This window comes from Lentzea sp. HUAS12, from assembly GCF_024125735.1.
Lineage (GTDB): Bacteria > Actinomycetota > Actinomycetes > Mycobacteriales > Pseudonocardiaceae > Lentzea > Lentzea albida.
The window spans coordinates 9,048,645-9,070,126 of sequence record NZ_CP099738.1 but is presented as its reverse complement, the minus strand read 5'-3'; the positions used below and the strand labels follow the sequence as shown (position 1 = coordinate 9,070,126).

The 21,482-nt window shown below is 69.1% G+C and carries 18 protein-coding genes and 2 pseudogenes; 10 read left to right on the top strand and 10 right to left on the bottom strand.

Going from position 1 to position 21,482, the window contains the following annotated elements; genetic code table 11:
* The first annotated feature begins 18 nt into the window (after positions 1–18).
* From ND450_RS42680 to ND450_RS42665, 4 genes are all read left to right on the top strand, one after another.
* Positions 19–1,311, top strand: coding sequence for an amino acid deaminase (locus ND450_RS42680; protein WP_253323646.1), 1,293 nt, complete (start codon positions 19–21; stop codon positions 1,309–1,311).
* A 13-nt stretch (positions 1,312–1,324) separates the two neighbouring features.
* Complete coding sequence (locus tag ND450_RS42675) at positions 1,325–2,908, top strand: amidohydrolase family protein (protein WP_253323645.1); 1,584 nt, start codon at positions 1,325–1,327, stop codon at positions 2,906–2,908.
* Complete coding sequence (locus ND450_RS42670) at positions 2,905–4,302, top strand: GntP family permease (RefSeq protein WP_253323644.1); 1,398 nt, start codon at positions 2,905–2,907, stop codon at positions 4,300–4,302. Before ND450_RS42675 ends, ND450_RS42670 begins: the two co-directional genes overlap by 4 nt.
* Before the next feature lie 98 nt (positions 4,303–4,400).
* Positions 4,401–6,488 carry an alpha-galactosidase gene (locus ND450_RS42665; RefSeq protein ID WP_253323643.1) on the top strand — a complete coding sequence of 696 codons (2,088 nt, stop codon included), beginning with the start codon at positions 4,401–4,403 and terminating at the stop codon, positions 6,486–6,488.
* 57 nt (positions 6,489–6,545) lie between these two features.
* On the opposite strand, the gene ND450_RS42660 is transcribed toward ND450_RS42665, so the two are convergent.
* Entirely contained in the window at positions 6,546–7,706 is a 1,161-nt protein-coding gene (locus ND450_RS42660) for a hypothetical protein (protein WP_253323642.1), read from the bottom strand.
* Between the two features lie 314 nt (positions 7,707–8,020).
* Between ND450_RS42660 and ND450_RS42655 the strand changes: the two genes are divergently transcribed.
* The gene (locus ND450_RS42655; protein WP_253323641.1) at positions 8,021–9,268 is read left to right on the top strand and encodes a VWA domain-containing protein; all 1,248 of its coding nucleotides are present in this window, start codon (positions 8,021–8,023) and stop codon (positions 9,266–9,268) included.
* Positions 9,265–10,485 carry a hypothetical protein gene (locus ND450_RS42650; protein ID WP_253323640.1) on the top strand — a complete coding sequence of 407 codons (1,221 nt, stop codon included), beginning with the start codon at positions 9,265–9,267 and terminating at the stop codon, positions 10,483–10,485. The genes ND450_RS42655 and ND450_RS42650 overlap by 4 nt, the downstream gene beginning before the upstream one ends.
* Positions 10,486–10,562: 77 nt before the next feature.
* On the opposite strand, the gene ND450_RS42645 is transcribed toward ND450_RS42650, so the two are convergent.
* From ND450_RS42645 to uvrA, 3 genes are all read right to left on the bottom strand, one after another.
* A complete protein-coding gene (locus ND450_RS42645) occupies positions 10,563–11,042 on the bottom strand; it encodes an SRPBCC family protein (RefSeq protein ID WP_253323639.1) in 480 nt (159 codons plus the stop codon).
* A gap of 117 nt (positions 11,043–11,159) precedes the next feature.
* Entirely contained in the window at positions 11,160–11,342 is a 183-nt protein-coding gene (locus ND450_RS42640) for a hypothetical protein (protein WP_253323638.1), read from the bottom strand.
* Positions 11,342–14,221 (bottom strand): excinuclease ABC subunit UvrA, encoded by a 2,880-nt coding sequence (gene uvrA, locus ND450_RS42635; RefSeq protein ID WP_253323637.1) that lies wholly within the window; start codon positions 14,219–14,221, stop codon positions 11,342–11,344. Before uvrA ends, ND450_RS42640 begins: the two co-directional genes overlap by 1 nt.
* 225 nt (positions 14,222–14,446) lie before the next feature.
* Here uvrA and ND450_RS42630 point away from each other — a divergent pair, with 225 nt between their 5' ends.
* Positions 14,447–15,199, top strand: a complete 753-nt coding sequence (locus ND450_RS42630; RefSeq protein WP_253323636.1) for a maleylpyruvate isomerase family mycothiol-dependent enzyme — start codon at positions 14,447–14,449, stop codon at positions 15,197–15,199.
* Positions 15,200–15,246: 47 nt separating this feature from the next.
* On the opposite strand, the pseudogene ND450_RS42625 reads toward ND450_RS42630, so the two are convergent.
* Positions 15,247–16,206: pseudogene (locus tag ND450_RS42625) on the bottom strand (acyltransferase family protein); the annotation flags it as partial.
* Positions 16,207–16,344: 138 nt separating this feature from the next.
* Here ND450_RS42625 and ND450_RS42620 point away from each other — a divergent pair.
* Complete coding sequence (locus tag ND450_RS42620; protein WP_253323635.1) at positions 16,345–17,022, top strand: MBL fold metallo-hydrolase; 678 nt, start codon at positions 16,345–16,347, stop codon at positions 17,020–17,022.
* A gap of 49 nt (positions 17,023–17,071) precedes the next feature.
* Here ND450_RS42620 and ND450_RS42615 read toward each other — a convergent pair whose 3' ends face one another.
* Both ND450_RS42615 and ND450_RS42610 read right to left on the bottom strand, forming a co-directional pair.
* Entirely contained in the window at positions 17,072–17,452 is a 381-nt protein-coding gene (locus tag ND450_RS42615) for a type II toxin-antitoxin system VapC family toxin (RefSeq protein ID WP_371927809.1), read from the bottom strand.
* A gap of 16 nt (positions 17,453–17,468) precedes the next feature.
* The gene (locus ND450_RS42610; RefSeq protein WP_253323633.1) at positions 17,469–17,747 is read right to left on the bottom strand and encodes a type II toxin-antitoxin system Phd/YefM family antitoxin; all 279 of its coding nucleotides are present in this window, start codon (positions 17,745–17,747) and stop codon (positions 17,469–17,471) included.
* Positions 17,748–17,812: 65 nt separating this feature from the next.
* Here ND450_RS42610 and ND450_RS42605 point away from each other — a divergent pair.
* Positions 17,813–18,004, top strand: a pseudogene (locus ND450_RS42605) (MBL fold metallo-hydrolase); the annotation flags it as partial.
* 67 nt (positions 18,005–18,071) lie between these two features.
* Here the strand turns inward: ND450_RS42605 and ND450_RS42600 are convergent.
* The 3 genes from ND450_RS42600 to ND450_RS42590 all read right to left on the bottom strand — a co-directional run bounded on the left by ND450_RS42600 (position 18,072) and on the right by ND450_RS42590 (position 20,485).
* The gene (locus tag ND450_RS42600; protein ID WP_253323632.1) at positions 18,072–18,530 is read right to left on the bottom strand and encodes a hypothetical protein; all 459 of its coding nucleotides are present in this window, start codon (positions 18,528–18,530) and stop codon (positions 18,072–18,074) included.
* A 120-nt stretch (positions 18,531–18,650) separates the two neighbouring features.
* Positions 18,651–19,727, bottom strand: coding sequence for a hypothetical protein (locus tag ND450_RS42595; RefSeq protein ID WP_253323631.1), 1,077 nt, complete (start codon positions 19,725–19,727; stop codon positions 18,651–18,653).
* Positions 19,728–19,894: 167 nt separating this feature from the next.
* Positions 19,895–20,485 (bottom strand): hypothetical protein, encoded by a 591-nt coding sequence (locus ND450_RS42590; protein ID WP_253323630.1) that lies wholly within the window; start codon positions 20,483–20,485, stop codon positions 19,895–19,897.
* Between the two features lie 10 nt (positions 20,486–20,495).
* Between ND450_RS42590 and ND450_RS46175 the strand changes: the two genes are divergently transcribed.
* Positions 20,496–21,446 (top strand): amidase family protein, encoded by a 951-nt coding sequence (locus ND450_RS46175; RefSeq protein WP_371927576.1) that lies wholly within the window; start codon positions 20,496–20,498, stop codon positions 21,444–21,446.
* The last annotated feature ends 36 nt before the right edge of the window (positions 21,447–21,482 follow it).

Sequence of the window (21,482 nt, the reverse complement as noted above, 5' to 3'; positions counted from 1 at the left end):
CAATGGGAGTTGCAAAATATGCAACATCTGATGGAGATGGACCTCGCGGCCGTCGCGGACATCAGGTCGGAACAGGTCAGCTGGCGCTTCAAGGGCCTGCCGTCGAGCACGTTCGGGTCGACCCTCGGCGAGGTCGCCGAGCGGCGCCTCGACCTGTTCACCGACGAGTTCGTCGGGCCGCTCGTCGTGCTCGACGAGGACGCGCTGGCGCACAACCTGACAACGATGGCCCAGTGGTGCGACAACCACGGCGTGAAGCTGGCCCCGCACGGCAAGACGACGATGGCGCCGCAGCTCTTCCAGCGGCAGGTCGAGCACGGCGTCTGGGGTCTGACCGCGGCCAACGCCTCCCAGCTGCGCGTCTACCGGGCGTTCGGGGTGAGCAGGATCCTGCTGGCGAACCAGCTGCTCGACCCGGCCGCGTTGCGCTGGCTCGTCCGCGAGCTGGACGCCGACCCCGGCTTCGAGTTCAGCTGCTGGGCCGACTCCGAGGCCGGCGTCACGCTGATGAGCGAGACGTTGCAGGAGATCCAACCGTCACGCCCGGTCGACGTGATCGTCGAACTCGGCGCTCCCGGCGGCCGGACGGGTGCCCGTGACCTGGAGACGGCGCTGGCCGTCGCGCGGGCGGTCGACCAGAGCCCCGTGCTGCGGCTCGTCGGCGCCGGCGGCTACGAGGGCGCGCTGGCGCACGACGCGTCCGAGGCCTCCCAGTCCGTTGTGGACGGATACCTCACCGACCTGCGCACGCTCGTGCTGCGCCTGGCCGACGCCGGGCTGTTCGACGAGATCGACTCGGTGATCGTCACGGCCGGCGGCAGCGCGTACTTCGACCAGGTGGCCGCCACGTTGTCGCAGCCGTGGCCGTTCCCGGTGACACCGGTGCTGCGCAGCGGCGCTTACATCACGCACGACGACGGCTTCTACCGCGGGATCTCGCCGTTCGCGCGGATCGACGGCGTGGAGCCGTTCAAGCCAGCGCTCAGGGCGTGGGCCCAGGTGACGTCACGGCCGCAGCGCGACCTGGCGCTGCTGACGATCGGCAAGCGCGACGCGTCGTTCGACGAGGGCCTGCCGGAACCGCAGCTCGTGCGCCGCGGCGACGGCGCGATCGCCCCGCTGGCCGGAGCGAGGATCACCGCGCTGAACGACCAGCACGCCTTCCTGTCCCTCGGACCGGAGTCCACGGTCCGGGTGGGCGACTGGGTGGGGCTCGGCCTGTCCCACCCGTGCACGGTGTTCGACAAGTGGCAGCTCATCCCGGTCGTGCGCGGCACGACCGTGGTCGACCTGATCCGCACCTACTTCTAGAGGGAGAGCCGCCATGGAGGACGTCGTCCTGCGCGGACCGCTGGTCGCCGACGGCACGGGCGCGCCCGCCTACCAGGCGGACGTGGGGATCAAGGACGGCCGGATCTCGTCCATCGGCAACGGGATCAGCGCCACGCGGTCGATCGATGCGGACGGGCTCGTGCTCGCGCCGGGGTTCATCGACATGCACTCGCACTCGGACCTGCGGATCCTCGCCGAGCCCGATCACCTGGCGAAGGTCTCGCAGGGCGTCACGACCGAGGTGCTCGGCCAGGACGGGCTGTCCTACGCGCCCGTGAACGACGAGGTGCTCGCGACGCTGCGCGGCCAGCTCGCCGGGTGGAACGACGACCCGCCGGGCTTCGACTGGAACTGGCGCTCGGTCGGCCAGTACCTCGACCGGCTCGACCAGGGCATCGCGGTCAACGCCGCCTACCTGGTGCCGCAGGGGACGCTCCGGATGCTGGCGGTGGGCTGGGAGGACCGGCCCGCGACCGACACCGAGATGATCACGATGAAGAACAAGCTGGCGAAGTCGTTGGTGGAGGGCGCCTTCGGCATGTCCTCCGGGCTCACCTACACGCCCGGCATGTACGCGGACACGTCCGAACTCGTGCAGCTGTGCGAGGTCGTCGGCAGCTACGGCGGTTTCTACAGCCCGCACCACCGCAGCTACGGCGCGGGAGCGCTGGAGGCGTACGCCGAGATGGTGGACGTCTCGAAGCGCTCGGGCTGCCCGTTGCACCTCGCGCACGCCACGATGAACTTCCCGGTGAACAAGGGCAAAGCGCCCGAACTGCTCGCGCTCCTCGACGACGCGATGGCCCAAGGCGCCGACATCTCGCTGGACACCTACCCGTACCTGCCGGGCGCGACCTACCTGTCCGCGCTGCTGCCGTCGTGGGCCACGGAGGGCGGGCCGGACAGCGCGCTGGCAAGGTTGTCCGATGTGGACACCCGCGAGCGCATCCGCGAGGAGATCGAGGAGATCGGGTCGGACGGCTGCCACGGCGTGCCCGTCGACTGGGACTCCATCGAGATCAACGGGGTCCGCAACGAGCGCAACGCGCACCTCGTCGGGTCCAGCGTCCTGCAGTCCGCTGCACGGCTCGGGCGCAACCCGGCCGAGCTGTACTTCGACGTGTTGGTCGACGAACGCCTGGGTACCTCGTGCCTCATGCACGTGGGCCACGAGGAGAACGTGCAGGCGATCATGAAACATCCGGCGCACACCGGCGGCAGCGACGGGCTGCTGGTCGGCGACCGGCCTCATCCGCGCGCGTGGGGGACGTTCCCCCGCTACTTCGCGCGCTACGTCCGCGAGCTGGGCGTGCTGAGCCTGGAGGAGTGCGTCGAGCACCTCACCGGCCGCGCCGCCAAGCGCTTGCGGCTCACCGACCGGGGTCTGGTCCGCGAGGGCTACGCGGCCGACCTGGTGCTGTTCGATCCCTCGACGATCGCCGACACGGCGACCTTCGACCAGCCTCGGCAGCAGGCAGCCGGCATCCCGTACGTGTTCTGCAACGGGGTGACGGTGATCGACGACGGAACCGCCACCGGCTCATTGCCAGGCCATTCACTCAGGAGCCGCCCGTGATCGACTGGTTGCAACACTCAACTCCGGGTCTGTTGACCCTCGCGGTGGTCAGCATCGCGGTGCTGCTCCTGCTGATCATCAAGTTCAAGGTCGAGCCGTTCATCGCGCTGATCGTCGTCGCGCTGCTGGTCGCCCTCTTGGCGGGCGTGCCGGTGGAGACGCTGGTCGGGTCGGCGCAGAAGGCCTCGGACTCGTTGCTGGAGAAGGGCTTCGGCTCGATCCTCGGCCACATCGCCGCGATCATCGGCCTCGGCACGCTGCTCGGCGCGATCCTCGAGGCGTCCGGCGGCGCGCAGGTGCTGATGGACAAGCTGATGAACGCGTTCGGCGAGAAGCGCGCGCCGGTCGCGATCGGTCTCGCCGGTCTGATCTTCGGCGTGCCGGTCTTCTTCGACATCGGCATCTTCGTGCTCGCGCCGCTCGTCTACGTGGCGGCCAAGCGGTCGGGCAAGTCGATCGTGCTGTTCAGCATGCCTTTGCTGGCGGGCCTTTCGGTCATGCACGCGTTCATGCCGCCTCACCCCGGACCGGTGGCGGCGGCCGGTCTGCTCGGCGTCTCGCTCGGCTGGATCATCATCATGGGCCTCGCGGTGGCGATCCCGTCCTGGTTCGTCGGCGGCATCCTGTACGCCTACTGGATCGGCAAGCGCATCAACGTGCCGGTGCCGGAGGAGATGCTGGCGGCGGCCGAGGCGGCGCGCGAGGAGCACGGCGACCGCGAACCCCCGTCGCTCGGCCTGGTGCTCTCGATCATCGGCCTGCCGCTGGTGCTGATCCTCGCGGGCACGTTCGGGTCGATCCTGCTGACCAAGGGATCGCGGCTGTACTCGGTGGCGACGTTCTTCGGCACGCCCGCGGTGGCGCTGACGATCTCGGTGCTGCTCGCGTTCTGGCTGCTGGGTTTCCGCCGCGGCATGACCCGCGAGAAGGTCGCGGAGCTGAGCGGCGCGTCCCTGAAGCCGGTCGCGATGATCCTGCTCGTGGTCGGTGCCGGTGGCTTCTTCGGCGCCGTGCTGGCCGCGACGGGCATCGGCAAGACGCTCGCGAACGAGCTGTCGGGCATCGGCCTGCCGGTGATCGCGCTGGCGTACGTGATCAGCTGCGTCATCCGCATCGCGCAGGGTTCGGCGACGGTCGCGATCGTGACGACCGCGGGCATCGTGGCACCGACGCTCGCGGACCTGAACTACTCGCAGCCGCAGCTCGCCCTGGTCGTCATGGCCATCGCGTCCGGTTCGATCATCGCCTCGCACGTGAACGACGGCGGGTTCTGGATCGTGTCGCGGTACTTCGGCCTGTCGGTGAAGGAGACGCTGCAGTCGTGGACGGTCGTCGAGACCATCCTCTCCGTGGTCGGTTTCGTGGTCGCGGCGCTGCTCAGCCTGGTCGTCTAACCGGACACAACTCAACAATTTCGAACGCTTGACAACGCGGGCCCTGCATCTGAGGATCGGCACAATGTTCATTTGTGTTTGATGTGGACGGGGCCCGCATGAGCAACACGGAGGTCGTGCACCTGCACGACGACACCTCCAGCGTCGTCATCACCCTCGCGGGCACAAGCCTGCCGGTCGTGACGCACTGGGGGCGCACGCTCGGAGACGTCGGCCAGGCCGGATTGCGCGGCCTGGCCGACGCCGTGTCGTGGACCAACCCCAACAACGCGCCGGACGCGCCGATCCCGTTGGCGCTGCTGCCCGACGCCGGCGCCGGGTACCTCGGCCGCCCCGGGCTGCGCGGTCACCGCGGCGGCGAGCACTTCGCCCCGGCCCTGGCGGTCACGTCGTTCGGCCACGAGGGCTCGATCTTCCGGTACGTCGCGTCGGACGAGGCCGCGGAGCTGACCGTGAGCGGCACGCTGGAGCTGCTGGCGTCCGGCATGCTCCGCCTGCGGCACGTCGTCCGCAACGACGGCGACACGCCGTACTCGCTGGAGGGCCTGGAGACCGCGCTTCCCGTCCCCGCGCACGCCACCGAACTGCTCGACTTCACCGGCCGCTGGAGCCGGGAACGCGCGCCGCAGCGGCAGGCGTTCCAGTTCGGCTCCTGGGTGCGCGAGAACCGCCGCGGCCGCACCGGGCACGACGCGACCATCGGCCTGCTGGCCGGCACGCCGGGGTTCTCGTTCCGCGACGGCGAGGTGTGGGCGCTGCACGTGGCGTGGAGCGGCAACCACGTGACGTACGCGGAGAACCTGGTCGACGGCTCCCCCGTCCTGGGCGGCGGCGAGCTCCTGCTGCCGGGCGAGATCACCCTTGCGGCGGGCCAGGAGTACGAGTCGCCGTGGATCTACGCCGCGTATTCGAGTGAAGGCGTCGACGGCATCAGCGCCGCGTTCCACCGGCAGCTGCGCGAGCGTTCGCTGCGGCCCCGCCCGGTCGTGCTCAACACGTGGGAGGCCGTGTACTTCGACCACGACCTCGCGCGCCTGACCTCGCTGGCCGACACGGTCGCCGCGATCGGCGTGGAACGGTTCGTGCTGGACGACGGCTGGTTCCGGCACCGCCGCGACGACTCCGCGGGCCTCGGCGACTGGTTCGTCGACGAGACCGTGTGGCCGGACGGGCTCACCCCGTTGATCAAGCACGTCCGCGCGCTCGGCATGGAGTTCGGCCTCTGGTTCGAGCCGGAGATGGTCAACACGGACTCGGACCTCTACCGCGCGCACCCGGACTGGGTGCTCGGGCCGCGTCCCGGCGTGCTGCCGCCCCCGTCGCGCAACCAGCAGGTGCTGAACATCGCGCACCCCGAGGCGTACGCGTACATCCTGGAGCGCGTGTCATCGGTCTTGGCGGACAACGACATCGCGTTCGTGAAGTGGGACCACAACCGCGACCTGATCGGTTCGCGCGTGCACGAGCAGACTGCGGCGTTCTACCGGCTGCTGGACGACCTGCGGCTGCGCCACCCGCACGTGGAGATCGAGAGCTGCTCGTCCGGCGGCGGCCGGATCGACCTCGGCGTGCTCGCGCGCACCGACCGCGTGTGGACGTCGGACTGCAACGACGCCCTGGAACGCCAGCTGATCCAGCGCTGGACCGGCGTGTTCCTGCCGCCGGAGCTGATGGGCGCGCACGTCGGCCCCACGAAGTCGCACACCACCGGACGCGTGCACGACCTGTCGTTCCGCGTGGTGGCGGCGATGTTCGGGCACTTCGGCATCGAGTGGGACATCGACTCGGCCACCGACGAGGAACGCGCCGGGCTGCAGGCGGCCATCGAGTACTACAAGGACGTCCGGTCGCTGGTGCACACCGGTGTCTCCGTGCACGCCGACCACCCGGACCCCGCGGCCTGGGTGCACGGAGTCGTGGCGACGGACCGGTCCGAGGCCCTGTTCGGGTACGTGCAGCTCGCGACGTCGGTGCAGAACAAGCCGCGCCGGGTGCGGCTGCCGGGGCTCGACCCGGCGCGGACGTACCGGGTGTCGTTCGACGCGCCCGCCGGGCACCCCGCGCTGTGCCAGCGGCAGCCGGCGGACTGGAGCCCGGTGGAGCTGCCCGGGTCCGTGCTGTCGGCGGTCGGGGTCCAGCTGCCGGTGCTCGAGCCGGAGCAGGCGTTGTTGTTGCGCCTGAAGTAGGTCGTGCGAAAGGGCCCCGGCGGAAGCGCTTCCGCCGGGGCCCTCCCCTTTCCCCCGTTACCGGCCGGCGCGACTTCCGTCGGCCTTGGTGGCCCACCACTTCCCGCCAACGCCCTGCCCGTTGGCATCACCGCAGACCTCGTCCCCTGCGAAGAGGTACTGCGGCCACCCTGCGATGGTGAGCTGCTTCTTCCCGTCCCGCTCGATCGTCCCCACGAGCGAGGCGTCCACGCCCTGCACCTGGAAGCCCTCGTCGACGAAGGCGGGCGGCCACTGCTCCGCGCACTTGCCGGAGCAGTTGCTGGTCGGCGGTTCGGCGGAGTCGTCGTCGAACCGGTAGAGCGTCATGCCGTCCTTATCCGTGGCGACGACGCCGAGATTCCCCACGGTCGCGCTGGTCAACGCGATCGCCTTGTTCTGCTGGGCCTTCTTGCCGTCGGTGGCGGTGGCGAACCACTTCTCCACCGCGACGCCCTTGGCCTCACCGGGCTTGGTGTCGTTCTTGAACGTGTACTGGGGCCAGTTCGCGACCGTGAGCTGCTTCTTGCCGTCCTTGCGGGTGATGGTGCCGAGCAGCTTGGAGTCGACGCCCTTCACGCGTGGCGTCTCGCCCTCGACCAGCACCGGCGGCCAGCTCTCCGCGCACTTGCCGTCGCAGGTGGACACCGGCGGCTGGGCGGTGTCGCCGTCGAACCGGTAGAGCGTGAGGCCCGCGTTGTTGGTCAGCACCGCACCGAGGCCCGCGACGACGCCCGTCCGTGCCGCGAGCTGGGTGCGGGTGCCGTCGGTGCCGGTCGCGAACCACTTGCCCTGCAGGCCCTGGCCCTTGGTCTCGCCGGGACCGGTGTCCTTGGCGAACCGGTACTGCGGCATGCCGTCGACGAGGAGCTGGCGGCTGCCGTCCTTGCGGACGAAGGTGCTGACGAGGCTCCTGTCGACGCCGCTGACGGTGAAGTCCTCGCCGGGAACCGTGGCGGGCGGCCAGGTCGCGGCGCACTCACCGTCGCAAGTGGACTCCCCCGGCCTGTCGCCGTCGAACCGGTAGAGGGTGAAGCCCTGGTCGTCGGTGACGACCGGGCCGAGGTCGGCGATCTCGGTGGCCTTCAGCGCGACAACACCGTCCTGCTGCTGCGCCACCGGCTTGCTCTCCGGCGTCCCCGCGCAGGCGGTCAGCGAGATCAACCCCAGCGCCACGACCGCAACGCTCCTGCGGATCATCCTGAACCTCCTGGCTCGTGCCCTCCAACGCCACTGACACGTGGAGCGAGCCGGAACGGTTCAAACTTTCTCCTAGAACATCGCGCGCTTCAACGCGGGCACCGCCGAGGCGGTCCTGAGCACCGTGCGGAACACAACGCCGTTCTCCCAGCGCCTCGGAACGCACACGGGACCCGGAACGCACGCGGGCCCTGCTCTCGACCCCGGTCTCCTGCTGCCGGCGCTGATGGCAGCCGCCTCGGCACCGCTGACCCTGCGGCACCTGTCCGGCCGAACCTGACTTTCTTTCCCCCCAAACTCTGTACCGTTCTCCCATGGACGAGACGGGGGTCCCCATCGGCGCGGCGAACAAGCTGTCACCGGAGATGTCCGTCGCGATCGACAAAGCGCACGGGGTGCTGGCGGAGGCCGGCACCGACGCGAAGTTCTCGGTGAACCTCCGCAACGCCAAAGGTGTCGTCGTCGGCGACAACGCCCGGCAGTGGAACACGTTCTGGGAACTGCCGAAGAGCGTGCGGCGGCTGCTGATCGTCCTGCTCGCCGGCGTGCTGGTCGTCAGCACGGGTTTCGTCGTGGTGCGGTGGATCGTCCCGATTTTCGCGCCCGTCTACAAGACGACGTTCCTGATCGACGCCGCCGCGGGTGACCTGGCGAGCGTCACCGGTGCGCTGACGACCGTCGTCGGCAACTCGGGCGAGCGCGACTCCCAGTCGTTGCGCAGCTTCGGCGGCGAGTGCGGGTCGGACGACAACACGACGCAGCTCGTCGGGTTCGGCACGGGCAACCGCCAGGAGATCGCCGACGCGGCCCGCTCCGTGCGGCAGGGCACGAAGGCCACGCTGCAGCGCGGGATCGTCGAGGCGGTCGGCGACTTCACCACGCCGTTGTCGCTGAAGGCCAAGCAGGTCAACAGGATCATCGTCGTGACGAGGCACGGCAGGGACGCGTGCGACCCCGACGACGAGTTCGTCCAGGCCCAGATCCGCGACCGCGTCGCCGCGGCCGGGCTGTCGATCGAGTTCCGGTTCATCGGCTACCAGGTCAGCGACGACGGCGAACTGACGCGACTGGCCGCGCAGCTCGAGCAACAGTCACCGGCGTTCACGGACTCGCCGGAGGAGCTGCGGCGCGTGCTCGCGTGGTTCACCACGATCGAACCGGTGCTGCGGTCGTCGCAGTCCGTCGTCAACGTCCTCAACCCGACCGTGGACAAGCTCAACTCGGCCACGAAGTCGGTGGAGGACGGCCGTTTCGACCTCGCCGAGCCGGCGTTGGCACAGGCCCGTGCCGCGGTCGTCGACCTCCAGATCGAGGACCTCGACGGCCGCACCGGCACACCGGACGCGGTGCGGTTGCGGGACATGTCGGTGCGGCTGCGCGCGTTGCAGGGCGAGGTGGTCGCGGGCGCGGAGGCGTTGCTCGGCGAGGCGCGTTCGGGCCGGAACCCGGCCGGTCCGCTCGACGTCTACACCCGTGCCGCGGCCGCGTACAACGCCGAGGCGAAGAAGATGACCGAGGCGCTCACGTCGTTGCGCGCCCAGGCGCCGGGGGGCGTGCGGTGAAGCGGTGGTGGGTGGCGGCAGCAGCGGTGGTCGTGGTGCTGGCGCTGGTCAGCGGAGGACTGGTCCTGCTCCTGACTCCTGCTCACCGCACCACGTTCCTCGTCGACTCCTCCGAGTCGGCGGACTTCCGCGACGTCGCCGACGCCGTCGGGACGGCGGCCGCGAACATGTCGCCGGACGACGCGCTGGCGTTGCGGCGCTTCGGCGGCACGTGCGACGCCCCGGACACAGCAGAGTTGGTCACCCCCGGCACCGGCCAGGCGGCGAAGATCGGCTACGCGGCCCGCGCGATCAGCCCGAACGGCAAGCCCACCCTGCTCAGCGGCGTGATCGCCGCGATCGACGACTTCGCGCGCACCTACCCGTTGCGCGGCAGCGAGACCAGCCGCGTCGTCGTGGTCGCCCGCGGCGGCGCCGACGCGTGCGGCAAGAGCGCCGACGAGGTGCGCACGATCATCAGGGAGCACTCCGCCCGGGCCGGCGTGAAGATCGACTTCCGGTTCGTCGGACACCGGCTGACCTCCGAGCAGGCCAAGGTCCTGAAGGCCGTCGCCGACGCGACCGAGGCGCGGGCCACCCGCTTCACCGACGACACCGCCGCACTCGTCACCACGTTGAAGGAGGTGTCCGTGCCGACCTCGCTGGTGGCGCAGGAGGTCGTGCTGCCGAAGTCGCCCTGCGAGCTGGTGACGCCGGAGGTGCTGATGGCCGCGTACCCCCTTCCGGCAGAGGTCGCGGGGTACAAGCCCTACTACGGCGAGATCAACTGCCAGCAGGACCGGTACGTGCACGCCCAGGGCCTCATCGAGCGCCCTGAACTCGCCCAGGGGTTCCCGGCCGTCTTCGAACTGAAGGACGGGAAGTGGCAGCTGTGGAACGCGGGCACCGGAGGCTTCTCCTGCGGAGAGATCCCGCGGGAGGTGTGGAAGGCTTGGGACGTCGGCTGCACGCCCGAGCCGGTCGTCTGCCGCGACGCGAACGACTTCACGAAGGTGACCGACATGAACGACGTCGGCTGCCCCGTCGCGATCGACATCGCCGACCGGTACATCGCCGCGGCGCGGGCGGGTCAGACGCAGGGCACCGGCACGTTCTGGGTCACCGACGTGTGGACGTGCTCCAAGTACCCGATGCCCGACCGCCCGAACGTGGCCAACCCGCTGCAGTGCCAGCGCAACGCCGACGGCGCGGTCGTGCGCCTGGGCGACAACTGGTGACTGGACACTGCCTGGTGGCCGGGTGCTGCAAGACCGCTGGCCTGCCAACGCGCCTGCTGCTCACCCCAAAGCGTGGCCTACGACTCGCGGCGGGCGGCGGTCTTGGCTTCGAGCACCTGCTTCAGGCCCTTCAAGCCGCCGCGCATCATCACGTCGTGGTTGCCGCGGAAGAACGGCTTCGCGATCAGCACGAGGCGCCTCAGCAGCGCCTTGTTGACCACGACCTCCTGGTCGAACACGAGGTCCGTGCCCCCGTCGCGGCCGGTGATCTCCCAGCTCGCGTACCCCTCGAGATCACCGGACAGCGTGGCGCGCAGCAGGCCCGCCTGCTGGTTGCGGATGCTGTGCCTCACTCGCACGACCAGGTCGAACGGCAGGAACGAACGGCACCGGATCTCGCCGGTCTCGTCGTCGATCTTCGTGGCCTTGCGGACCTCGGGCCACCACACCGGGTAGTTCGCGATGTCGGCCAGCACCTCGTAGACATCGGCCGGGGACGCGTCCACGTGCCACACGCTGTGGAAGCGATAGCGGTTGAGCGGCACGGCCGCCATCATCCCGGATACCTCGTCCGAGTGACAGGTTCTCGACGGAACTCACAGGTAACTGGAAATTCCTCACCGAGTGTCATAAGGCTCCAGCGGGACTCGAGCGTCCCGCTAGTCCGCCCGTGTTCACTTGTCGGCTAGACGAGGAAGCCGTTCCAAGGCCCGCATCCACCCGGCAGCCGCGACTCGGCGGAGTGCCTGCTCCGACGAGTCGAGCGCCTCCACGAGGCTGAACTGATGCGCCAAGGACTCGCCGCGCTGCGCTTGGAGAACGCGCTCGCGGTGGGCCAGCACATCGAGTGGGATCATCACCCTGCCGCCGACACCTCCTCGTTCTCGAGCACCTGCAGCAAGAACTGCCCCGTGTAGCTCTTCTCGACCTCGGAGACCTGCTCGGGTGTGCCCTGTGCCACGACCATACCGCCGCCGGAGCCCCCTTCGGGACCCATGTCGACGATCCAGTCCGACGTCTTGATGACGTCGAGGTTGTGCTCGATCACGATGACGGTGTTGCCCTTGTCCACCAGGCCGTTGATCACGCCCAGCAGCTTGCGGATGTCCTCGAAGTGCAGACCCGTCGTCGGCTCGTCGAGGATGTAGACGGTCTTGCCGGTCGAGCGCTTCTGCAGCTCCGACGCGAGCTTCACGCGCTGCGCCTCACCACCGGACAGCGTCGGCGCCGGCTGGCCCAGCCGCACGTAGCCGAGACCGACCTCGACCAGCGTCTTCAGGTGGCGGTGGATGGCGTTGATCGGCTCGAAGAACGTCGCGGCCTCCTCGATCGGCATGTCGAGGATCTCGGAGATCGTCTTGCCCTTGTAGTGCACTTCCAGCGTCTCGCGGTTGTACCGCGCGCCCTTGCAGACCTCGCAGGGGACGTAGACGTCCGGGAGGAAGTTCATCTCGATCTTGATGGTGCCGTCGCCCGCGCACGCCTCGCAGCGGCCGCCCTTGACGTTGAACGAGAAGCGGCCCGGCTGGTAGCCGCGGACCTTCGCCTCCGTCGTCGCCGCGAACAGCTTGCGGACGTGGTCGAACACGCCGGTGTAGGTGGCCGGGTTCGACCGCGGGGTGCGGCCGATCGGCGACTGGTCGACCCGCACCAGCTTGTCGACCTCGCCCAGGCCGTTGATCCGGGTGTGGCGGCCCGGCACCTGGCGCGCCCCGTTGAGCTTGTTCGCGAGCACCGTGGCCAGGATGTCGTTGACCAGCGTCGACTTGCCGGAACCGGACACGCCCGTGACGGACGTGAGCGTGCCCAGGGGGAACGACACGTCGATGCCGCGCAGGTTGTGCTCGCGCGCGCCGACGACCGTGAGCTGGCGCTTCTTGTCGACCTTGCGGCGCTTCGCGGGCATCGGGATCGACTTGCGGCCCGACAGGTAGGCGCCGGTGATCGACTCCTTGTTCGTCAGCAGCTTCTTGTACGGGCCGCTGTGCACGACCTTGCCGCCGTGCTCGCCGGCGCCGGGGCCGATGTCGACCACCCAGTCCGACGTGCGGATCGTGTCCTCGTCGTGCTCGACGACGATCAGCGTGTTGCCCAGGTCGCGCAGCCTCGTCAGCGTCTCGATCAGGCGGTGGTTGTCGCGCTGGTGCAGGCCGATCGACGGCTCGTCCAGCACGTACAGCACGCCGACCAGGCCCGACCCGATCTGGGTGGCGAGCCGGATGCGCTGCGCCTCACCACCGGACAGCGTGCCGGACGCGCGGTCGAGCGACAGGTAGTCGAGGCCGACGTCGAGCAGGAAGTGCAGGCGGGCCTGGATCTCCTTGAGGACCGCGCCCGCGATCATCGACTCGCGCTTGCCGAGCTTGAGGCCGTCGAGGAACTCGGAGCACTCCGAGACGCTCATCGCGCAGACCTCGGCGATGGACCGGTCGCCCTTGCGGCCGTGGTGCAGTGTGACGGCGAGGATCTCCGGCTTGAGGCGCGTACCCGAACACGCGGGGCACGGGACCTCGCGCATGTAGCCCTCGTACTTCTCCCGCATGTACTCGGACTCGGTCTGCTCCTGACGCCGTTCGAGGAACGGGATCACGCCCTCGTAGTTGGCGTAGTAGGAGCGCTCACGGCCGTAGCGGTTCTTGTAGCGGACGTGCACCTGCTCGTCGATGCCGTGCAGGATCGCCTTCTGCGCCTTGGCCGGCAGGTGCCGCCACTGCGCGTCCATCCGGTAGCCGATGGTCTCGCCGAGCGACTGCAGCAACCGCTGGAAGTACTCCGCCGTCTGCCCGCCCGCCCACGGCGCGATGGCACCCTCGGCGAGGCTCAGCTCGTCGTCCGGGACCACGAGCTCCGGGTCGACCTCCTTGCGCACGCCGATGCCCGTGCAGACCACGCACGCGCCGTACGGCGAGTTGAAGGAGAACGACCGCGGCTCCAGGTCCTCGATCGCGAGCGGGTGGCCGTTCGGGCAGGCCAGGTTCTCGGAGAAGCCCCTGATCCGCTTCGGATCGGTCTCCGGGAGGTCGACGAACTCGAGCTCGACCAGGCCGTCAGCGAGCCGCAGCGCCGTCTCCACCGAGTCGGTGAGGCGCTGCTTCTGCGAGGACTTGACGCTCAGGCGGTCGATGACGACCGCGATGTGGTGCTTCTCCTGCTTCTTGAGCTTCGGCACCTCGGCGAGCGCGTGGACGACACCGTCGACCTTCACGCGCGAGTAGCCCTGGCCCTGCAGGTTCTGGAACAGGTCGACGTACTCGCCCTTGCGGCCGCGGATGACCGGCGCGAGCACCTGGAACTTCGTGCCCTGCTCCATCGCGAGCACCTGGTCGACGATCTCCTGCGGCGTCTGCTTGCCGATCGGCTCACCGCACTGCGGGCAGTGCGGCTTGCCGGCGCGGGCGTAGAGCAGGCGCAGGTAGTCGTACACCTCGGTGATGGTGCCGACGGTCGAGCGCGGGTTGCGGCTCGTGGACTTCTGGTCGATCGAGACAGCGGGCGAGAGGCCTTCGATGAAGTCGACGTCGGGCTTGTCCATCTGCCCGAGGAACTGGCGCGCGTACGCGGAGAGAGACTCCACGTAGCGCCGCTGGCCCTCGGCGAAGATCGTGTCGAAAGCCAGGCTCGACTTGCCGGAGCCGGACAGCCCCGTGAAGACGATCAGGCTGTCCCTCGGCAGGTCGAGATCTACGCCGCGCAGGTTGTGCTCGCGGGCACCGCGAACAACAAGACGGTCTGCCACTGGGGTCCCTTCGGCTGCGATTGGCGGGTCACTCACGCCACACTCTTCCGAACAAGCGTTCGAAGAGTACTAGCATCATTTCGGAGGCTGCGACCGACCCGCCGACCATGCTAGGGCTGACCCCTGACAAAAACGGTTCGGGCCGCTACCGCATTCCCCTGATCTGGGATTACCCATAGTCTGGTCACTTCGATCAGAAGCCTCAACGTCGGGGAGAGGCAGCACATGACCTACACGCCGTCCACCGAGCAGACGTCCGTGCCCGCGCCGCGAGGAGTGCCCGACCGGCACATCACCGCCGTGCGTCAGGCGACGGACGTGCTCTACGAGGTCGTCGAGGAGCTGGACGAGGCCGCCGTGCGCGGCCGGAGCCTGCTGCCCGGATGGACCCGCGGACACGTCATCACCCACCTCGCGCGCAACGCCGACGCGCTGGTGAACCTGCTCACGTGGGCCAGGACAGGGGTCGAGCACCAGGCGTACGCCTCGCGCGCGGACCGCGACGCGGACATCGAGGAGGGCTCCCACCGGCTGCTGCAGCTGATCAAGGCCGACCTCGACTCCGCGTGCCAGCGGTTCGACACCGCGTGCCGCGAGTTCCCCGCGCACGCGTGGCGTTCGGAGGTCACGGCGCCCAAGGGCCAGGCGATCCCGGCGTCCGCGGTGCCGCTGTTCCGCCTGCGCGAGATCTGGATCCACCTCGTCGACCTCGACGCGGGCGTCGGGTTCGACGACCTGCCCGCCGACTTCGTGGAGGAGTTTCTCGACGACGCCGTGAACCAGTTCGAGGGCAGGGTCGACCCCTTCGGGATCGAGGTGACCCTGCCCGACGGCACTCAGCGCAGCTGGGTGGTCAGCGGCCCGGCGAGCCGCAGTTCGGTCAGCGGGTCCGCCAGCGCCGTCCTCGGGTGGCTGACCGGCAGGACCGACGGCTCCGGGTTGCGCGGGGAGCTGCCCGACCTGCCCGACTGGATCTGAGTGAGGAGCCGGTAGGCGGGGCGTTCGACGAACCTCGTCATCGCCCAGCCCAGCACCAGCGCCGAGGTGACGAAGCCGGCGAGGATCCACCAGGACCGCAGGCCGAACGCGTGCATGCGGTCCATCACCACCGTGCCGATCTGCTGGTGCACGAGGTAGACGCCGTACGAGATGCCCGCGAGCCACGTGATCGGCCTGGCGACCGGCTTGAAGAACACCCAGTCGGGTCCGGCCGCGGCCGCGCACACCATGAGCAGCAACACGCCGAAGCCCAGCGTCGACCCGTACTCGGTCGTGTGAACCGCCTGCGCCACCAGGGTGGCGGCTAGGAGCGCGACCAGGTGCGGCGTCTTCAGCCTGTCCTTGTGCCACAGCCAGATCGCGATGCCGGCGGCGAAGAGCTGCGCCCGGTGCAGCGCGAACCCGTTGTAGAGCGTGAACAGCACGTGCGAGTGGTCCAGCAGCGGCCGCAGCAGCAGCGGCGTGACGACGAGCACCCACAGGAAGACGCGCAGCCACGTGCCTCTCAGCACCTTGACCAGCGCGGCACCGGCGATGAACGCCGCGATCTGCACCGGCACCGTCCAGTAGGCGAAGTCGACGATGTTGACGTCCGGGAACCACTGGTTGACCAGCAGCAGGTTGTAGACGACGTCTCTGCCGTCGAGCTGGCTCCACCCCTCCGGCGCGATCCACCGCTGCACCGCGTAGGTGAGCAGGACCGCCGCCATGTAGGCGGGCAGCAGCCGGGCGAGTCTTCTCCACAGGAACCGCCCCGGTCTCCCGCTGTCGAGCGAGGCACAGGCGAAGAAGGCCGAGACGACCATCAGCGTGCTGGCGCCCATCGACATCGGGAAGGTGAACGGCAGCGGCCCGAGGTCGGGGTGGCTGCTGATGCTCGTGAGCGTGGCGTGGTGAAGCAGCACGCACCCGATGGCGACGACGCGGAGGACGTCCCAGCTGACCCTGCGGGCTGTCCGGGGCTTCTCTCGTTGCGTTGGGATCACGATAGGCGGGGACCTGTTCGTTGGTTCTTTCGGAGCACTCGGGCTTGGCGGCTTGATCCTTACTTACCCTATGAGTGAGACCTGTATGCAACCTGAAGGTGTGCGTCTCGCCGCATCGAGCGACTACCGTCTGCCACCGTGGACGTACTCGAGAACTACACCGGTCACGTCGATCCGGAGGGCCCGGCGGCACGCCGCACCCTGGACGCGCTGACCATCACGAAGATCTCCGTCGGTCCGATGGACAACAACGCCTACCTGCTGGTTTGCCGGTCCACGAACGAAGCGTTGCTCATCGACGCGGCCAACGACCACGAGCGCCTGTCGGACCTGCTGGGCCACGCCCCGGACCGCCCGGGACTGCGCACGATCGTGACCACGCACCAGCACGCCGATCACTGGCAGGCACTCGGCTCCCTGGCGGAGGCGACCGGCGCGAACACCGTCGCGCACGAGCTGGACGCCGCCGTCCTCCCGGTCCAGCCGAACGTCCTCGTGGACCACGGCGACACCATCAACGTGGGAGAAGTCCCGCTGTCGATCATCCACCTGCGCGGCCACACCCCGGGCTCCATCGCCGTCCTCTACGACGACCCGAACGGCCACCCGCACCTCTTCACCGGAGATTCACTCTTTCCGGGGGGTGTGGGGAAGACCACGTCCGCGGACAACTTCGCCTCGCTGATCAACGACGTCGAGGACCGCCTGTTCGCGGTGCTGCCCGACGACACGTGGTTCTACCCGGGCCACGGCGACGACTCGACGCTGGGCAAGGAGCGCCCCGCGCTCGCGGAGTGGCGTTCGCGCGGCTGGTAGGGCTCGGCGAGGGGAGAGCCCGTCAGCGCGGGCTCCCCTGCAACCGGGATCAGACTTCGATGATCGTGACCATGTCGTCGAGTCCTTTGAAGTCTTCGGCATTTCGCGTGTACAGCGGCAATCCACGCGACGAGGCGACAGCGGCGATCATCAGATCCATCCGCCGAGGCTTCGGATTCCGATTCGCCGCTGTGGTGAGCGCGACCAACGTGCCGTATCGGGCGGCCGCCTGCCCGTCGAAGGGCAAAGGCTCGAAGTCCACGATCGCCGCGCCGAGCTTCTCGGTACGTGCGGCCCTGGATGCCGCGTCCTTTGCCATCGCCACACCCTGATGCAACTCGGCCATCGTGACCGCGGTGAGTTCAGGTATCTCCGGCAGGTCGGCCGGGTCCAGCAGACCTAGGTCGATGTAGGCGCACGTGTCGAGCACCCCGGATTCGGGACGTTCAGCCACGGTTGCGCTCCCACGGATCGAAGTCGCCCACGCGGTCCTCGTCGCCGAAGAACTCATCGGCTTCCTGACGCATGCGGAGGTGATCGACCGGAGGCAGGGTCCTGTGTCGTTCGACGAGTTCCTCGGCCGTCAGTCGACGGCGGCGAGGCAAGGGCCGGAGTTCGGCAATCTCAACCCCGTTCCGCGTCACGTGGTACGTCTCGCCCGCCTCGACCGCGTCCATCACCGCCGCAGAGTGGTTGCGGAACTCCCGCTGGCTGATGACCTTCACGCATCAAGTGTAGCCCCACGTAGCACGCGACGCTACATCGGTCTGGGCGTGTTCACCGCTCGCGTGATTCACTCTTTCCGAAGGGTGTGGGGAAGACCACGTCCGCGGACAACTTCGCCTCGCTGATCAACGACGTCGAGGACCGCCTGTTCGCGGTGCTGCCCGACGACACGTGGTTCTACCCGGGCCACGGCGACGACTCGACGCTGGGCAAGGAGCGCCCCGCGCTCGCGGAGTGGCGGGCCCGCGGCTGGTGAACCTGACCGGACGGGGCCGCCCACCGACGCAGGCGGCCCCGTTCGCTGTTTCTCCGATGACCTCGGGTCAGGCCCGCTTGCGTCTCGCGATCTCGTCGGAGAGCCGCTGCACCCTGGCGGGGTCCGCGTCCCGGGCAAGGGCGACGTAGTGGTCCATGACGGCCGGCCGATAGCGCACGGGCATCGTCTGTCCTGGTGCCAGCCGGGTGAGCTCGGTGATCGTGAAGGCCTCGTCCGCGACACCCCGGAACGAGATGCCGCCGGCGGTCTCCACGTCGAACATCAAGATCAGGCGGGGATTGCTGTTGAGCTCCCGCCAGTCGACGAGAACGCCGAGCGCGAGCTCTCCCGTGCTCAGTTCCGCATTGATCTTCCGCGCCTCACTGCTCATGTCCGGGTTCGGGGCGATGCCGGGGAAGGCGGGCCCGACGCCGAGCGCTTCCCGGCTCAGGTCGGGCCTGAGCTGCTCCACGAGTCCGACGTCGAAGCGCTTCCCCAGATCGTTGAGCTTCTTCCACCCGAACATCCCGCCCCCACTCCCTGTTCCAGAACCTCGGCCTGGCACTTGGTCCGCACCCGCAGAACGAGGCGGCGACAATCTTCACCTGTACGTGTTCACCGCCGGGGTGATCATTCACCCAGGTGGTCACGGCGCGTCGGCTGGCCGTTCCTCGCCACGCACACCATGGCTGAGCTCCACGGGCTGGCGGAAGCTGGACCAGGCGATCGGGAATTCCTTCCTCAGCTCGGCAGTCGTCTGGTCGAGGAACTCCTTCATGGACGTCTCGTCGGGGAACTTCGCGTAGAGGCAGTACACCTGCACGTCCGCACCGTCCCCGCCGAACCTGAACAGGTTCGATTCAATGGACCGGCCGCGTTCCCGAATGCTGCGCAGCACGTTCCCGAGGCTCTGGGTGAACTCGTCCAGCGTGCCTTGGTTCATCGCTTCGACGTAGTCCAACCAGTCCTCGCGGGCATCGATCTCCCAGATGCACACCCAGGTGAAGTCTTTCACCGACCCGTACGGAACGGAGATCGCGCTCGACTTCTCCAACGACAGCGACAGCCTTCTTGCCAGCTCGACCCGGTCGCCGCTCGAATCGGGGCGAGAATGTCCCGTGGGCCTGCTCAACACAGCCGACCTGATGTCGAGCATCAGGCCATAATCTATGCGGACGTACTCCCGCTGCGCCTCCCACAGATCGCCCCGCGAGGCCTCGCCGAACCACAGCTTGTGACGCGCTTCGACGATCGCGGACATCTGCTCGGTCAGGCCGACCAACTGGTCGACCACGCGGTCCAGGTCCGACTCGTCGATCGCCAGCAGGAGCCTGATCCTGCGCCGGCTCATCTCCTCGACGGCCGCGTACCACTTCCTCAGTTCCGCGTCGGAGAACTGGCGGATCTGCGGGATCCGTGACCCGATCTTCGGGAAGTGCTCCGGCAGATATGCGGCGGCGTAGGAGGCGTTGATCGCTTTGTTCAGGCAGTCGAGGAACGGCAGCACCTGCTCGCGGCGGTCGGACTGCGCCAAAGCCTGCTCCTGCGCCCGTTCAGCCCTCTCCTGGGTCAGCTCGACCGCCCGTTCCGAGGCCCGCAGCTTTTCATGCTCGAGGTTCCGCTGCGCGGTGAGCGTGCGCCGGGATTGGTAGATCGCCGCGGTGCCCGCCACCAAAGCGGCCACAACCGCACCCAGCGCGGGTATCCAGACAGCGGGTGTCATCACGTCAAGCTACTCAGCACAAGCTCGTGCACCAGGTCCGAACGCCACGGGATGCCGGGCCTTCGTGCTCGTTCGGCGCGACCATTCGGACGCCATTGTGGAATGTCCGGCGCAACACCTTTTGTCGCCGTTCTTCGGCGCGTGTCAGGATCGCCCCGCGAAGGGGGTCACGAGTGCCGGTTCTCCGCGTCGAGCAGGTCCAGGTAGCCGGTGGTCGTCCGCCACAGGGCGTCCGAGTGCGGGGTGAGCTTGCCGGGGCTCCACCGGCGGTCGGTGTACTCCTGGTTCACCCGCCGCAGCGCCCGCAGGCTCACGTCGAGCTCGGCCGCGACCCGCTCCCGCAGCTCGTCCGGGGTGGGAGCCGGGGTCCTGACCAGCTCCCCCGTGCCGTCGCTGACCGCGACGAGCGCTTCCTCGTTGACGCCGTCCGCCGCGCTCCACAGCAGCGCGGGGCGTTCGACGCGGTGGTTCCACACCGGGGCGTCCTTCGACCGCCAGCGGGCCTCGAACGGGTTGCGCGAGAGCCGCGTCGAGTTCGCCCAGTGCTCGGCGCCGACCGGCTCGGTCATCCACGGCACCTCGTCCACCGGCAGGTCGGTGACCAGGGCGACCTCGATGACGTCGACGTCGCGCGGCACGTCGAGCAGGTCGCCGAAGACCCACAGCTCGACCACCTGGAACCGGAAGAACGAGGCCGGCACGTCGCCGCACTTCTCGGCGAGTTCGGCCAGGTGGTGCACAGCACGGGTCCACTTCACGCGGTGGATCATGCCTGACCGGGTGCACGAGGCGTTGGCGCGCCTGGCCGTCGTCGAACCCGTGCTGTGCGCGTTCCACGAGGTCTTCCGGACCTTTCCCGAAGTGGACCCCGCGTTGCCGTTCGCCGGCATGCCCATCGCTGTGAAGCGTGGCGAGCGCAGGAGCCACCGTGAGGCACTCACGGCCATGGGATGCGTACCGATCGGACTGACCACCATCCCCGACGGCAGCACCCCGTGGCAGACGTGGGGCCGCAACTCTCGCGGCGTCACACGCAACCCATGGAACCTCGACCGCACACCGGGCGGTTCGTCGGCGGGGTCGGCCGTCGCGGTGGCGTCCGGCGTCGTGCCGCTGGCCACGGGCGTCGACGGTGCGGGCTCGATCCGCATCCCGGCCGCGTGGTGCGGCGTGTTCGGCCTGAAGACCACCTCCGCCGAACGGGCCGCGGTCGGCGTCTTGACCCGCGACCCCGCCCTGCTCGCGACCTACCTCGGCGTAACGGAGGTCAGCTCGCCGACCGCCGTCTGGTCCGCGGACCTGGGGTTCGCCGAGGTCGACGACGAGCAGGCGGAGATCGCCTGGCGAGCGGCCGCACCCCTGCGCCCGAGCCCCGTCCCGCTGACGCTCCGGGACCCCGCGGACGACTGGTTCGCCGGCCGGTGCGGCCCGAATCCCGAACTGGACGCGGTGTTCGGCACCGCCGACCTGCTGCTCACGCCCACGACGCCCGGTCCGCCCCACGGCCACGACGGTCCGGGTTCGCGGATCAACACCGCGCTGACCTGGGCGTTCAACCTCAGCGGGCACCCGGCGATCAGCATCCCGGCCGGGTTCGACTCCGAGGGCCTGCCCGTCGGGTTGCAGGCGGTGGCGCGGCACGGGCGCGAGGCCGACCTGGTGGCGGCGGCACGTCTGGTCTCCGGCGCGGTGGCGGCAGCACCTGATCGAGTGATTTGACCCCAATCCACCCCGCCGCGGCGGTCACCTGCTGTG